The organism is Agrobacterium sp. 22094, from assembly GCF_052046015.1.
Classification (GTDB): domain Bacteria; phylum Pseudomonadota; class Alphaproteobacteria; order Rhizobiales; family Rhizobiaceae; genus Agrobacterium; species Agrobacterium cavarae.
In genome coordinates this window covers 403,238-417,988 of the sequence record NZ_JBQEPX010000002.1, presented here as the reverse complement: position 1 = coordinate 417,988, position 14,751 = coordinate 403,238, and the positions used below count along the sequence as shown (strand labels likewise).

The 14,751-nt window shown below is 59.4% G+C and carries 13 protein-coding genes and 1 pseudogene; 12 read left to right on the top strand and 2 right to left on the bottom strand.

Annotated features, from left to right (window positions below; all coding sequences use genetic code 11):
- Positions 1–5: 5 nt before the first annotated feature.
- A complete protein-coding gene (locus tag ACTJK5_RS14370; protein ID WP_112954044.1) occupies positions 6–728 on the bottom strand; it encodes a metallophosphoesterase in 723 nt (240 codons plus the stop codon).
- A 170-nt stretch (positions 729–898) separates the two neighbouring features.
- Positions 899–1,819, bottom strand: coding sequence for a LysR family transcriptional regulator (locus tag ACTJK5_RS14365; RefSeq protein WP_440612755.1), 921 nt, complete (start codon positions 1,817–1,819; stop codon positions 899–901).
- Between the two features lie 109 nt (positions 1,820–1,928).
- Between ACTJK5_RS14365 and ACTJK5_RS14360 the strand changes: the two genes are divergently transcribed.
- The 12 genes and pseudogenes from ACTJK5_RS14360 to ACTJK5_RS14305 all read left to right on the top strand — a co-directional run bounded on the left by ACTJK5_RS14360 (position 1,929) and on the right by ACTJK5_RS14305 (position 14,743).
- A complete protein-coding gene (locus tag ACTJK5_RS14360; protein ID WP_440612754.1) occupies positions 1,929–2,705 on the top strand; it encodes an SDR family NAD(P)-dependent oxidoreductase in 777 nt (258 codons plus the stop codon).
- A gap of 93 nt (positions 2,706–2,798) precedes the next feature.
- Positions 2,799–3,792 (top strand): annotated as a pseudogene (locus tag ACTJK5_RS14355) (aldo/keto reductase).
- Positions 3,793–3,990: 198 nt separating this feature from the next.
- Positions 3,991–4,626, top strand: a complete 636-nt coding sequence (locus ACTJK5_RS14350; protein WP_440612753.1) for a hypothetical protein — start codon at positions 3,991–3,993, stop codon at positions 4,624–4,626.
- Between the two features lie 2 nt (positions 4,627–4,628).
- Positions 4,629–5,282 (top strand): DNA oxidative demethylase AlkB, encoded by a 654-nt coding sequence (alkB, locus tag ACTJK5_RS14345; protein WP_440612811.1) that lies wholly within the window; start codon positions 4,629–4,631, stop codon positions 5,280–5,282.
- A gap of 179 nt (positions 5,283–5,461) precedes the next feature.
- Positions 5,462–7,204, top strand: a complete 1,743-nt coding sequence (locus ACTJK5_RS14340; protein ID WP_440612752.1) for a chemotaxis protein — start codon at positions 5,462–5,464, stop codon at positions 7,202–7,204.
- Between the two features lie 254 nt (positions 7,205–7,458).
- On the top strand, positions 7,459–8,352 hold the full coding sequence (locus ACTJK5_RS14335; RefSeq protein ID WP_440612751.1) for a DMT family transporter: 894 nt from the start codon (positions 7,459–7,461) through the stop codon (positions 8,350–8,352).
- 104 nt (positions 8,353–8,456) lie between these two features.
- Positions 8,457–8,708, top strand: coding sequence for a DUF2188 domain-containing protein (locus ACTJK5_RS14330; RefSeq protein WP_440612750.1), 252 nt, complete (start codon positions 8,457–8,459; stop codon positions 8,706–8,708).
- Complete coding sequence (locus tag ACTJK5_RS14325) at positions 8,683–9,219, top strand: 2'-5' RNA ligase family protein (protein ID WP_440612749.1); 537 nt, start codon at positions 8,683–8,685, stop codon at positions 9,217–9,219. Before ACTJK5_RS14330 ends, ACTJK5_RS14325 begins: the two co-directional genes overlap by 26 nt.
- 51 nt (positions 9,220–9,270) lie before the next feature.
- Positions 9,271–9,930, top strand: coding sequence for an ABC transporter ATP-binding protein (locus ACTJK5_RS14320; RefSeq protein ID WP_440612748.1), 660 nt, complete (start codon positions 9,271–9,273; stop codon positions 9,928–9,930).
- Positions 9,927–12,335 carry an FtsX-like permease family protein gene (locus ACTJK5_RS14315; protein ID WP_440612747.1) on the top strand — a complete coding sequence of 803 codons (2,409 nt, stop codon included), beginning with the start codon at positions 9,927–9,929 and terminating at the stop codon, positions 12,333–12,335. Before ACTJK5_RS14320 ends, ACTJK5_RS14315 begins: the two co-directional genes overlap by 4 nt.
- A complete protein-coding gene (locus ACTJK5_RS14310) occupies positions 12,325–13,395 on the top strand; it encodes a lipocalin-like domain-containing protein (protein ID WP_440612746.1) in 1,071 nt (356 codons plus the stop codon). Before ACTJK5_RS14315 ends, ACTJK5_RS14310 begins: the two co-directional genes overlap by 11 nt.
- Positions 13,396–13,501: 106 nt before the next feature.
- On the top strand, positions 13,502–14,743 hold the full coding sequence (locus ACTJK5_RS14305; protein WP_440612745.1) for a glucoamylase family protein: 1,242 nt from the start codon (positions 13,502–13,504) through the stop codon (positions 14,741–14,743).
- Positions 14,744–14,751 lie beyond the last annotated feature (8 nt).

The following is a 14,751-nucleotide window of genomic DNA, read 5'->3' as shown; positions in this document are numbered from 1 at the left end:
TTTGTCTACCTGTCCGACGTCATGACGGTGATCTCGCCGCTGCGTTTGATCTTCACGCCTGAAAGTCGTCGCGTCATGAAGGCGCCGGTATCGACATTCAACCTGTTATGGACCATGGCGACGTTGCGCACCGGCGTATGACCGTGGACGGTCAGAAATGGGTTTGCCACCGAAGGTGCTCCCTGTTGGCTTGGTCGAATCCAGAGGAGGTTCTTGTCCTCCTGCTGTTCGAGGGGAACGTCGTTCAAAAGTCCGGCATGGACAAAACACAGCCCCGGCACCGCAATGAGCGAAGGAAGGCTGGCGGCAAAGCTAATGTGATGTGCCGGTATGGCCTTCTGCACGGCTGCTCGCAATTGCCGATTATCCTCTGGCAACCTGGCAATGCCATAAGACCGCAAGGTTTCAAGACCGCCGAATTCCAGCCAACGATGATCACCATGCGGATTTCGGATGAAATCCACCATCGATTCCTCGTGGTTCCCAGCGAGGCAGAAACGCCGAATTCCGTCGGGCTGGGTCGTGATCAACTCTTCGAGGACCGCAGAGGACTTCGGTCCGCGATCCACATAGTCGCCGAGCATGATGATCCACTTTTCCCCGCCCTCACGTTCGGCGTCGGCCATAATCTTCTCCTGCAGAATGTGAAGAAGGTCGAGGCAGCCATGGACATCGCCTACTGCATAGATGACCTCCGGTCGTTCGGAGAAGAAGAGCTTCTGGCGCATGGCTGGACCATTTGATCTGGAGAAGTGGCTAGAGCCGGGAAATCTCTACCAGCCTTAGAGCACTTCGAGTTGAAAAGGAAACCTGTCAGCGCGATCCTGCGGGACTTGAAAACTCCTCATCCCCGACGCGCAACAACGCCGCGCTTCACCGACTGGCCGTCGGTCGTGTATCATCGCACCAAAGGCGGCAGTCCTTCCCGTGCCCGAATGAGTTCGATCAGGTGACGCAGCGCCGGGTGGTTTTGCCGTCGGCTCGGATAATACATGTGGAAGCCGGCACCGGTCGATGACCATTGAGGCAAAACGACTTCCAGCCGTCCATCGCGCAGCTCCGCATCGGCACGGCGTTTCAAGACGTAGCCGAGACCCAAACCATCGGCAGCGGCATCGATGGTGCTCTGGGTATCGCTGATCGTGCAGTTGCCGGGCACGTCGATCCGTATCATGGCATCGCCGTTGCCCAGTTCCCATCGGAACGCCGAATTGTCACCCAGAAGAAGGCGCAGGCAGGAATGGTGCATCAGGTCGTCAGGCTTCTTCGGTCGGCCATGCCTGTCGAGATAGGTGGGCGAACCGACGATGACCCACTCCAATGCTTGCGTGAGCGCGACTGCGATCATGTCCTCAGGAACAGTGTCCCCGTATCGTATTCCGGCATCGAAGCCTTCGGCCACCATATCGACCGGGCGATTTTCGACGACGACCGTAAACCGCATATCAGGCAAGAGCTTCAGAAAACTCGGGAGTACCGGGCTTACCAGAAGGCGACTGGCGTCGGCGGGAATGTTCAGGCGCAGTTCGCCGAAGGCGCCGGCATGCACGTCGTCCATCTCGGAGAGCGCCGAGCCGATCTCATCGAACCCTGCCTCCAGACGCGCGGCGAAGCGCAGCCCCGCGGGCGTCGGCGCGACGCTTCGGCTTGTACGATTGAGGAGCTTCGTGCCCAAACGCTCTTCCAGCCGGCGGATTGCGTGGCTGAGAGCAGACGCCGTGATCCCCAGTTCGATTGCGGCTGCCTTGAAACTGCGGCGCCGAACGACAATTGAGAAGGCGGCAAGGTCGGGCAGCTCCGAGCGGAGAAACGGCGGCATGAATGAGTTCCGTTCAGTGCATCGTTGAATGTGATGCAAGCATAAGAACTTGCTTCTGTGTCTGCAAGGCCTAGGCTCGTCCCAACCGAAGCGTGCGGAGGAGCACCCCATGTGGCACGAATTGAAGATCCCGGATTTGAGCGACAGAGCCGTTCTTGTCACAGGCGCCTCCACCGGTATCGGCGCGGCAGTGGCCAAGGCCTTGGCGGCGCAAGGCGCAAAGGTTGCTGTTCATTATAATGAAAGCGCTGCGGCTGCCGAAGCGGTGCTTGCCGACATTCGCCACGCTGGGGGTGAAGCCTTCCTTATTCAAGGAGATGTATCAAAGCCGGGCGGGAGTGAACGCGTGGTCGAGGCTGCAGCTGAAAAGCTCGGCGGGCTTGACGGGCTCATCAATAATGCCGGAGGCATGCTCGGTCGCGTGCCGACGGCGGAGATGGACGACGCCCATTATGCGCGTGTCATGGACCTCAATGCCCGCTCGGTGTTTGCTGCGACAAAGGCGGCCGTCCCGTTCCTGAAGCGGCGGCAGGGCTTCGTCATCAACACGACCTCGATTGCGGCACGCAATGGCGGCGGCAATGGCGCAATCCTCTACGCTGCGGCCAAGGGCTTCGTCTCGACGATTACCCGCGGCCACGCAAAGGAGTTCGTCGGCGACGGTATTCGCGTCAACGCCGTCGCACCCGGCATCATCGCGACTCCCTTTCATGATCGCTACACCAGCCCTGAAATGCTCGATGCCCAGCGTCAGAGCGTCCCGATGGCCCGTGTCGGCACACCGGACGAATGCGTCGGCGCCTATCTCTTTCTCGCCTCGCCACTCCTGTCCGGCTACATCACCGGACAGATTATTGAGGTCAACGGCGGACAGCTGATGCCGTAGGGCGCCTCTGGCGCCTTTGTCTCGTCTAATCTTTGCCCAAGCAGCCGACCGGCACACCGCCGAAGTCGTCGGCCTCTCTTACGGAGTACATTCATGACCATTCAGACACGCCGTCTCGGTCGGACGGACTGGAATATCTCGGAAATCGGTTTTGGCGCCTGGGCCATCGGCGGCTCATGGGGAGACGTGGACGAGAGTGATGCGAAGGCCAGCGTCCATGCCGCGCTTGATGCCGGTATGACATTCATCGACACGGCTGATGTTTATGGTGATGGTCGCTCCGAGCGCATCATCCGTGACGTGCTGAAGGAGCGCGGCGGTGAGCGGCCGATCGTTGCAACGAAGGCCGGACGCAGGCTGAGCCCACATGTGGCCGATGGATATACCAAGGCCAATCTCGAGGCTTTCGTTGATCGGAGCCTTACGAACCTTGGCGTTGAGGCTCTTGACCTCGTCCAGCTCCATTGCCCGCCGACAGAGGTCTACTATCGCCCCGAAGTCTTCGGCGCGATGGACGACCTCGTTTCGGCCGGCAAGATCCGCTTCTATGGCGTATCGGTGGAGAAGGTGGAGGAAGCGCTCAAAGCCATCGCCTTCCCGAACGTATCGACGGTTCAGATCATCTTCAACATGTTTCGGCACCGCCCCGCCGACCTGTTCTTCTCCGAGGCCAAGCGCCGCGACGTCGGCGTCATCGTGCGCGTGCCTCTGGCAAGCGGGTATGCTGACGGGGAAGATGGGCAAGGACTCGACTTTCGCTGCTGACGACCACCGCAACTTCAATCGCCATGGTGAGGCATTCGATGTCGGCGAGACCTTTTCGGGTGTTCCATACGATGTTGCGCTTGAGGCAGTCGAGGAACTGCGAGCGCTCGTTCCGAGCAACGTGACCATGGCGCAGTTCGCGCTGCGCTGGATATTGATGGAGGAGGCCGTCTCGGTCGTCATTCCCGGTGCTAAAAACCGCGATCAAGCAACCTCCAACGCTGCGGCGAGCCGTGTGGCGGCAATCCCCGCAGAAGTCATGGATAAGGTGCGGGCCCTTTACCGTGACAAAATCGCGCCACATGTCCATCAGCGTTGGTAGGTAAAGAGATGAAGAAGAACGCCGTGGGCCGCATCGCGCACGGCGCTACCGCGGGTCAAGGAATTGTATCAGCCGACCTCTTGAGATCAAAGAAAGTCGTATGACGCGTTATTTGTCCATCTACTCGTTCTGACCCTAAAATGGTCCAGTTTCTGGAAACTACTGTTGATGTTGCTCTGGAAGCAAGGGAGGAAGGACATGCCGCTGCAAAACCGTGTCGATCCATTCGGGGATATTCTCGAGCTGCCATTGCGAGGCCTCTTCACCGGCAATCGCGGCATCATTCACGACCCCGCCTCACGAACGCTGACGACCAAACGATGGGCTTCGAAATCCTGGTTGATTTGCAGTTGCAGCTATAAAGGCGTCCGCCGCGACGTCATGGCGTCGCGAAGCTGGACAGAGCTGTTCTTTCTCGATGAGGCGACTGCACTGGCAGCCGGGCATCGCCCCTGCTTTCAATGCCGGCGTGAGGAGGCAGGCAAGTTTGTTGCCGCCTGGGTTGAGGGCAATGGTTCCCCGGCGGGTTCCATCCGCGATATCGACGCAACGCTGCACCGCGAACGCCTGCAGATGAAACGAAAGCGCGTCAATGTCCTTTTGACGCCTGTCGAGGAGCTGCCGGACGGGACGATGATTGCGGCACAAGGCGAGGCCTATCTCGTTGCCAGTGGCAATACCTACCGCTGGAGCCCTGAAGGTTATCGTCAAACATCCACGCTGCCTTTCGTCGATGGGCTTTTGACGCCGCCATCGACGCTAAAAGCTTTGGAGGCAGGCTATCGACCGGTGCTGCACCCGTCTCTTGAAACAGCCGATCTGGATGCTGCGTAATGATGAATGACCTCTTCGCCGGGCTTGAGCCTCAGCAGGCGTCCCGGCAGGATATGGCAGAGGGTGCCGTGCTCATGCGCGGCCGTGCACTTGCCCAGGCAGATGAACTGATCGCCGATATTCACCGCATTTCATCGTCTGCCCCTTTTCGCCACATGGTCACACCCGGTGGTTTTTCCATGTCGGTCGCGATGACCAATTGCGGCACCTATGGCTGGGTGACAGATCGGCGCGGTTATCGCTATGAGCGGCAGGATCCTCTGACGGGTGAGAACTGGAGCCCGATGCCAGAGAGATTTCTGTCACTTGCGGTAAGCGCTGCAAACGAGGCCGGTTATCCCGACTTCCTGCCGAATGCCTGCCTTATCAATCGCTATGAGCCAGGCGCGAAAATGTCGCTGCATCAGGACAAGGACGAGAAGGACTTTTCCAGTCCCATCGTTTCCGTGTCGATTGGTCTCCCCGTTGCCTTCCAGTTTGGCGGATTGCAACGCACCGATCCTGTGACGAAGTATCCGTTGCAGCATGGCGATGTGGTGGTCTGGGGCGGACTGTCCCGGCTCTTCTATCACGGCGTGCTGACGTTGAAGGACGGCATCCATGAGAAAGCCGGCCCCTTCCGTTATAACCTCACCTTCCGCCACGCCGTCGTGTAATCAAGGCGTCGCCCACGCCTACGCTGTGCTGAGGTCTCGACGATCGTCGCGGAAAGACAGGACTTTAACGAGTGTGTTAACTCTAAAAACGATCTCCGCCCTTTCCTCAGGTCGCGTTTACCTGTCGTTTCGTCATTCCTGTGTAGCGTGAAAGCACAACACGAGATCGGGAAACGACCATGGGTGCAATGCTCAAGCCGAACAGGGCCTACGATACAGACCAACAGATTGAGTTTAACAGCAAGCTGACGGCTGCGCATGCACGCATCGAGAAGCGGTTTCTTGATGGCGGCGCAGTGCTCGTTTCCGTCATGGAGATGCTCAACGATCTTATCGGCATTCTCGATGGGATCACAGGAACAATGGACCAGGGCAAGACCGAGGAGACGGTTGCCGGTCTGCGCAGGACGATGACGGATCTGGCGCATCTGCCGGAAATCGAGCGCGATCGTAAATCCGGTTTCGAAGCACTGACCACCATGTGCGCCTCGACCCGCGGCCATATTGACGACATTCACGAGACCATCCGCTACCTCAAGACCTTTGCCATAACGGTGAAGATTGCCGGTGCGGGGCTGGCGGAGTTCTCCGGTTTTGCCGACGAAATTCGCGATCGCATCCAGTCGGGTGCGGATGAGGTTGCCCGCTTTGGTGCCAATCTTGAGGCGATGCGCGCGCAACTCACCGATGCCCGCTCATTCTCATCGAAAACACTGACCGACTTCGGCTCGATCATTCCGCCCATCATCAAGGGGCTGACGGAAAACTCCGCCCGCATCGTTGCCCAGCATCGGGAAATGGCGGAAATCGCAGGTCAGGTAAAAAAGATCGCCCAAGGGGTGCAGGGCAAGATCGGGTCCGTCCTGTCCAATCTGCAGATCGGCGACATTACCAGACAGCGCATCGAGCATATTCAGAGCATTCTCCAACTCCTGGAAGAGTTCGTCGCCTCGTCGGAAGGCGAAGCGTTGACCGAGACCGAACATGAGGTGCTGCGCGAAGCGGTGCTGCAGCTCGTCAGTGCGCAGATGGACGAAACGGCTGCGGACTTCCAGCGAGATTGCAGCAAGATCTTCACCAGCATTTCCAGCTTTATCGATGATGCGGGCCGCATTTTGTCCTTGCGGGACGAACTCGTGGATCGCAGCTCGAACGGCGACAACAACGTGCTTGCGCTGATGGAAAGAGATATCGTCGAGGCCTGCAAGCTGGCTGAACGCGTTCAGGGCAGCAGCGGCGACGCGGACAAGGTCGTGTTTTCCGTTGCCGAGAGCGCCCAGGAATTGCTGCGCGGTATCGAGGTGCTGCGTTCGATCAAGATCGACATCCATTACATGGCGCTGAACTCCAACCTGCGTTGCTCCAAGCTTGGCGAAGCTGGACGTTCCGTCAACGTCGTCAGCGGCGAGATGCGGATCTTCGCCGGCAAGCTTGAAACGCCGGCTGACGCCATCGTCGAGGATCTGCGCGGCGTGGAGGTTGCCACACAGGCGCTGGTGGAACAGGGGCAGGGGCTTTCGAAGAACTTCAGCGCGCCGCTCAATGAAGCGCTGGATTCGATCCGGAATGCCAAATCTCAAATGGAGCAAGGGACGCAGGCGCTCGCCGAAGAGGGACAGGCCGTCTTCAGCCGCATCAGTGCTGTGGTCACTACCCTCGATTTCGAAAGCGAGCTCGGTGCCACCTTCAACGATTGCTGCAATATTGCAGCCCAGCTGTCGCAGGGGTTCCAGGCCGATGTATCGGGCTTCGCAGACAAGATCGAAGGCTTTTCGTCGCGCGTCTACAAGCTCTACACCATGGCACATGAGCGCGATATCCACGTGCGATATCTGCCGGCAAACAGCGCCAGCGCTCACGCGACGGCCACACAGTCGGCGGAAGCAGACGATGACGATCTCTTTGCCGATGCACTGTTCTGATCACTTGGAACCGTTTTAGCACATGTGCGAAAGCCGTGGGGTTCGCTCCGCGGCTTTCTGCTATTCTGACAAGCGTTGGTCGGGGTTAAAACTGGTGAACCAGCCTGATGCATTTTTGGGTTGCAAAAGCCGGCAGGATATCCGATCCATCCTGCACTGCGTTGCCTGAGGCGGACGCATCCATGTTTGCTCGATAGTCCGGTCGCCGATCGGTATTTCAACGGGCGAGCATCGACAGCCAGTGGTGAATGAGCATGACGGGTTCTTTGGAGGCTAGGCCGCTTTTCGGCATCAGTCTCGCGGCTATGGGCTATTCCTGCTTTGCCATGCAGGATGCGTTGGTGAAGTACCTGGTGGAAACCTATTATGTTCCGCAGATCCTTTTCGTCCGTAGTGCCGTCATCGTGGCGATCACCGGAACGCTGGCTTATTTCTACGGTCACCCATCCATTTTGAAGAGCAAGTATCGCGGCACGCTGGTGCTTCGCGCAACGCTGATGCTGATCGCCTGGATGCTGTTCTACAGTTCGTCGCTCTATCTCGGTCTGGCGGAACTGACGACACTTTACTTTTCTGCGCCGATCATGGTCGTCGTCCTTTCCATCTTTGTCTTGAAGGAAAAGGTCGGCATGGGGCGCTGGATTGCATGTGCCTTCGGCTTCATCGGCGTGCTCGTCGCAGCCAATCCGACGCACTCGCCGAACTGGCTTCCGGCGCTTCTATGCATCGTTGCCGGTTTCTGCTGGGCCTGGAGCACCATTCTCGTTCGCATCGTCAGCAAGAGCGAAACGACGCTGACGCAGATGTATGCGACGAGCGCATTGTTCGGCATCGCCTGCGCGCTGGCACTGCCGTGGCTGTGGAAGAACCCGGACATGCAGGGCTGGGCGCTGATGATCGGGGTCGGCCTGATCTCCACACTCGGCCAGTTTCTGCTTTATGAGGGGTTCCGGCACGCCGAAGCTTCCTCACTCGCCTCGGTCGAATATACCGGGCTGATCTGGGCGTTTCTCTATGGCTATCTCATCTGGTCGGAAATCCCGGCCGCCAACGTCTTCATCGGCGCCTTTCTGATCGTGACCGCAAGCCTTGTGCTTGTTGGCTGGGAGCGCCGCACAGTGCGATCGCCGAAAGAGCGTATTCTTTAGACGTCCAGTTTCTTCGCTGCCCATGCTTTCGCTGTCGAAGCCACCTTGCTTGGGAACATCCACGCTGTCGCGACGTTTTCGAGAGCCTCTAAAAGGAGATTCTCATGGCAGTTGTTTATCATGTCGATCAACATGACGGTGGATTTGCGTATCGCGTCGATGACGTCTGGTCCGAGACCTTTCCAGACCACGATACGGCTCTGGAAGCCGCGCGGGATGCGGCGCGCCGCCAGCAGATCGGCGGAAACGAAGTGGAAATTTCCTACCAGCTTGCCGATGGGCACTGGCAATCGCAGCATGTGAAGGGTGGAGACCGGCCGGAGACGGACGTTGTCGACGACACCGCAGACCGATAAAATGACGCTTCCGCCCATCATCGTCACGGCACATGCCGCACCCGGCGATATGGCATATTTTGACCAAATGAGGCGGAAGCATTTTCCGCCCCATCGGAACTTCCTAAACGCCCACATCACCCTGTTTCACCACCTGCCGGGACGGGTCTTTGGCGAAGCGTCAAGTCTTGCTCAAGAGGTTGTGGCGCAAACGCAGCCCTTCACCGCAGAGGTTTCTGGCGTCAGGCATCTGGGCGGTGGCGTCGCCTTCGAGATCAGGAGCCTTGAACTGGAAACCCTGCGCGCCAACCTTTTCAAAGCCTTTGGCTCGTGGCCCGGGCCGCAGGATCGACAGAAGTTCAAACCGCACATCACTGTCCAGAACAAGGTGGAGAAGGCGTCCGCGGATAGTCTCTACGAGGCGTTGCGGACAGGCCACGAACCGCGCCATATCACGATCCTTGGAATTGACCTGTGGGACTATCTTGGTGGACCATGGGGACACCGCGCTTTTCTACCTTTTCCGCAGTAGAGTGCTGCTCCCGGCGTTCCGCCGGCCAACACGAAAGTGATGCCTTCAGCAATGCTTCTCACACTGTCCAATGTCAGCAAGTCCTACCGAACCGCGGAGGGGCCGATTGCGGTTTTGCGCGGTATCGACCTGTCGGTGGATGCGGCGCAAAGTGTGGCTCTGACGGGAGAATCCGGCAGTGGCAAGAGCACGCTTCTCCATCTTGCCGGCGGGCTGGATCGGGCCGACACCGGCTCGATCACAGTCAATGGCGAAGATATTACCGCGCTGGATGAGGCTGGACGTGCCAGCTATAGGCGCAAGACGGTCGGGCTGGTGTTTCAACAGTTCAACCTCATTCCTTCCCTCAGCGTCGCAGACAATATTGCCTTTCATGCGAAGCTTGCCGACCGCTACGATGCGGACTGGGCACGTGAACTCACCGAGACGCTTGGCCTCGGGACGCTCCTCAATCGCTATCCCGAGCAACTGTCGGGCGGGCAGCAGCAACGCGTGGCGATCGCCCGCACACTTGCGGCACGCCCCGCGCTGGTTCTGGCCGATGAGCCGACCGGCAATCTGGATGAGACAACTAGCGAAGTGGTGCTCGACCTGATGATCTCGCTGAGCCGAAGTGCGGGCTCGGCATTGCTGCTGGTGACACATTCAAGCCGCATGGCGAGCAAGCTGGACCGGCAGGTGGTGTTGCGCGGCGGAAAGATCGTCGCATGATCTGGGCCGTATTCCACGCGCTGCTCTCGCACTGGCGCTACCGCCCGCTGCAGCTTGTGACGCTCGTGCTCGGGATCGGTCTTGCGACTGCATTGTGGTCCGGCGTTCAGGCCATCAATGCGGAGGCCAGGGCGAGTTATGCGCGCTCGGCGTCGATCATCGAGCAAGGCAGCCTTCCGCGCCTCGTTGCCAGCGGCGGAGGCTTGATCGCGCCGGAAAATTTTGGCGCGCTTCGGCGAGCGGGATGGAACGTCTCGCCCGTGATCGAGGGTGACTACCGTTTCAATACGGTGCGGATCAGGCTGATCGGCGTCGATCCGCTGACGATGACGGGTCAGGGCGGTCCGGTTCAGATTGCCGGTTCGTCCGATCTCGTGGACTTCATGGCAGACAAGGGCCTGCTGATCGTATCGCCTGCGACCGCAGCGCGACTTGAAGGTCAGATGCAGATCCCCTTGAAGATTTCGCCGGATGTGCCGGATGACGCCGCCTTCGTCGATATCGGATTGGCGGATAGGTTGTTGGTGCGAGACGGGCGATTGAGCCGTATCGTGATGGCACAAAACCAGCGCTCCGGCTTGCCGGATGTGCAAACCATTGCGCCGGAGCTTCACCTCCAGCCGATGGAAGACAGGGGAGATATGGCCCGCCTGACCGACAGTTTCCACCTCAACCTCACCGCTTTCGGCTTTCTTGCTTTCATCGTCGGTCTCTTCATCGTCTACTCGGCAACCGGCTTGTCTTTCGAACAGAGACGAGCCAGCTTTCGCACCATCCGCGGGCTTGGCGTTTCGCTGCCCATGCTGACGGTGCTGCTCCTGGTGGAAATCCTGGTTCTGGCTTTGTTGGCTGGCGTGATCGGTGTCGCCCTTGGCTACGTCATCGCTTCGTCCTTGCTTCCTGGCGTGTCATCGACGCTGCGTGGTCTCTATGGCGCGTCCGTTCCTGGAAGCCTCCAATTGCGACCGGAGTGGTGGGCCACGGGAATGGGCATGGCGCTTGTCGGCACCCTGCTGTCCTCCATCCAAAGCCTATGGCGGGTGCGTCGCATGCCGCTGCTTGCCTCCTCGCAGCCGCAGGCCTGGGGCCTTTCATCGGCTCGCGCGCTCCGTCTGCAGGCTATCGCGGGCGCCGGCCTTCTCCTGATCGCAGTGATGGTGGCGCTGTTCGGCAAAGGGCTTGTCGCCGGTTTCACAGTGCTGGGCGCATTGCTGTTGGGGGCAGCACTGCTTCTGCCTGCCTTCCTGGCAAGAGCGCTGACATGGGCGCAACGGCGTGCAAAGGCGGCGCTGAGCGTCTGGTTCTGGGCGGATACGCGCTTGCAATTGCCGGGCCTGTCTCTTGCTTTGATGGCGCTGCTTCTGGCGCTCTCGGCCAATATCGGCGTGGGCACGATGGTGTCGAGTTTCCGAATGACCTTCATCGGTTGGCTCGATCAGCGCCTGGTCTCTGAGCTCTATGTTACCGCCAGAAACGACGAGGAAGCCGCTCGCCTCAGAGCATGGGTGCCACAGCACGCCGATGCCGTGCTTCCGATCTTCAGTGCTGAAGGGGAGGTCATGGGCGAGCCGGTGCAGATATCAGGCGTCGCGGACCATGCGACCTATCGCGATCACTGGCCGCTTTTGTCCCAGCAGCCAGATGCCTGGGACGCCGTTGCAACGGGGGCTGGCGCTCTCATCAATGAGCAGCTCTGGCGCGGAGAGAGTTTGAGACTCGGAGAAACACTGCGGCTTGCCGATGGCTGGACCGTGCGGATCGTCGGCGTCTATTCCGACTACGGCAACCCACGCGGTCAGCTGATGGTCGGTGCGAATGCTCTGACAACGCATTACCCGCAAGCCTCGAAATTGCGCTATGGCATCCGCGTCGAGCCCGCTCGCGCTGCCGCGTTGAAGAGACAGATGGTGACGGAGCTTGGCTTGCCGGAGGGAAACATTATCGATCAGGCGGCGATCAAGCGGCAGTCCCGGGCAGTCTTTGAGCAAACCTTCACCGTAACGGCGGCCCTCAACATATTGACACTTGGCGTTGCCGGTTTCGCCATGTTCGCCAGTCTTCTCACCCTTTCGGGCGCTAGACTTCCGCAGCTCGCACCGGTGTGGGCCATGGGCATCAGGCGGCGCAATCTGGCGTTTTTCGAAGTGTGGCGAACGCTCGCTCTCTGGTTTACCACCTTCATTTTCGCTATTCCCGTTGGCCTTGCACTGGCATGGGTGCTGCTCGCGATCGTCAATGTCGAGGCCTTCGGCTGGAAGCTTCCGATGATGATCTTTCCGTTAGAGTGGCTGCGCCTTGGCGTCATAGCGCTGATTGCGGCGCTGCTCTCCATCGTCCTGCCCATCCGACGCCTGGCCTCCATCGATCCGGCCGATCTCCTCAGGGTGTTTGCCAATGAGCGTTAGAATGCATCTCAGCCTTCTGTTTCTGTGCCTCACCCTGTTGCAGCCGCTTGCGGCATCCGCCCAAGGCTTTGCGGGGCTGGGCTCGGAGGCGCAAGGCTTTGCAATACCACAGCGTGGCGTGAGCTTGGTCTTTCCCAAGGATCATGGAGCGCATCCGGACTATCGTATCGAGTGGTGGTATGTAACCGCCAATCTGACGACCGAAGATGGCCGTGCTCTCGGGGCGCAGTGGACGCTTTTTCGCTCTGCCCTTGCGCCCACCGACAAGCAAGGCTGGTCCAGTTCTCAGATCTGGATCGGCCACGCTGCGGTCACCACCCCTGAAAAGCATTTAGTTGCCGAGCGATTGGGCCGGGGCGGTGTCGGGCAAGCCGGCGTAGAGATCGCGCCCTTCAATGCCTGGATCGACGATTGGCAGACGGCGGCCCGTCCGCAGGATTCCGGTGACGCCCTGGATCATTTGACGCTGACGGCCAACGGCACGGACTTCGCCTATCGACTGCGACTGGATGCCAAAGGACCTCTCGCGCTGCAGGGAGACCGTGGTTTTTCGGTCAAGTCGCTCGCGGGGCAAGCAAGCTATTACTACTCCCAGCCCTTTTATCAGGTCACAGGCAGTGTCGAACTGAATGGTCAGCCGATCAAGGTCAGCGGGCACGCGTGGCTTGATCGGGAGTGGTCGTCGCAGCCGCTTGCCGCAGATCAGACAGGATGGGACTGGTTCTCGCTTCATCTGGCATCGGGCGACAAGGTCATGGCCTTCCGGTTGCGGGACAGCAAGGGTGGGTACACGTCTGCCAACTGGATATCCGCCGATGGCAAGACGACGCCGCTGTCGCCCGATGACGTCATTCTCGATCCGTTGCGGAGCGCCGATGTGAACGGCAAAACCATTCCAGTCGCCTGGCGGGTGAGAATTCCGGGCAAAGGTCTTGATATCACGACGCGCCCCCTCAACGAGCAGGCCTGGATGGCAACGTCCACGCCCTATTGGGAGGGGCCAATTTCCTTCGAGGGTAGCAGCAAGGGTGTGGGTTATCTGGAGATGACGGGCTATTGATACATAAGCCTATGCACAGCATCGTCTTTTCGAGACGGAGAAAGCGAGTTTTATACATGATCTCGATGCCAGGGGCGGCTGTCGCAAAGGCGATAGCCGGACAAGAGTGCGAATAGAAACGTCCGAGACGAGTGCCTTTCCCTCCGTCAATCTTTTCGACGATATCCATCGGTCGACCTTCGACTATTTCTGGTCGGGCGCTCACCCCGACACAGGTTTGCCTTTCGACCGGCTGAGTGCCGAGGGAAAGCCGATCAACGATATCGTCTCGATATCCGGCGCTGGCTTTGGCCTCATGGCCATTCTTGTCGGTGGCGAGCAGGGATGGATCGGTCGCGGGCAAGCGCTCGAGCGGGTCGCACGCATGCTTCAGTCGCTGTCCTCCGTGGAGCGGTTTCACGGTGCCTTACCGCATTTCGTGCATGCGCAGACGCTGACGATTCTCCCCTTCGGCCGCAGGGACGATGGTGCCGATCTGGTGGAAACTTCGCTGTTTCTGCAGGGCCTCATCTGCGCTAGGGAGTATTTCGCAGGACAGGCTCCGGACGAGACGGCCTTTAGAGCTTCTGCGGATCACATCATTCAAGGCGTGGAGTGGTCGTGGTTCACCCGCAAGAAGGATGGGCCGCTCTATTGGCATTGGAGTCCAAAGTATCACTGGGCGCGCAACGTGCCTATCACCGGCTGGAACGAGGCGCTGATCAGTTATGTGCTTGCAGCTGGCGCAGAGGATCATGCCATCAAGCCGGAGAGTTACCATGCCGGCTGGGCAAGGCATGGCGAGATGGTCAACGGTAACACCTATCTCGGCACGGTCTTGCCGCTGGGCGAGCCCTTTGGTGGCCCGCTGTTCCTGTCGCAATATTCGTTCTGTGGCCTCAACCCATTCGGGTTGCGCGACCTCTATTGCGACTACGCTGAGCAGGTTACGGCCCATGCCCGGATCAATCACGATTACTGCAAGGCGCAGCTTGGTGCTCACGGTGGCTGGGGAATGACGGCCTGCGACGGGCCGAAAGGCTATCGCGCCTTCTCGCCGACAGTGGATGGCGGCATTATCGCGCCGACGGCTGCCCTTTCGAGTTTTGCGTTTCTGCCAGATGAAGCGGAGGAGGCGCTGGAGATCTTCGCGTCCCATCAAAATGGAAAGCTGCGTGGACGATATGGTTTCGTCGATTCCTTCTCACCTGCCACCGGGTGGACGGCGAAGACGCATTTGGCCACCAATCAGGGGCCGATCGTCGCGATGATGGAAAACCATCGCTCCGGTCTGCTCTGGCGGTTGTTCATGAACGCACCCGAAGTACAGCGCGGACTGGACAGGTTGGGGTTCGAGCGACCGAAATGAAGCCGAAC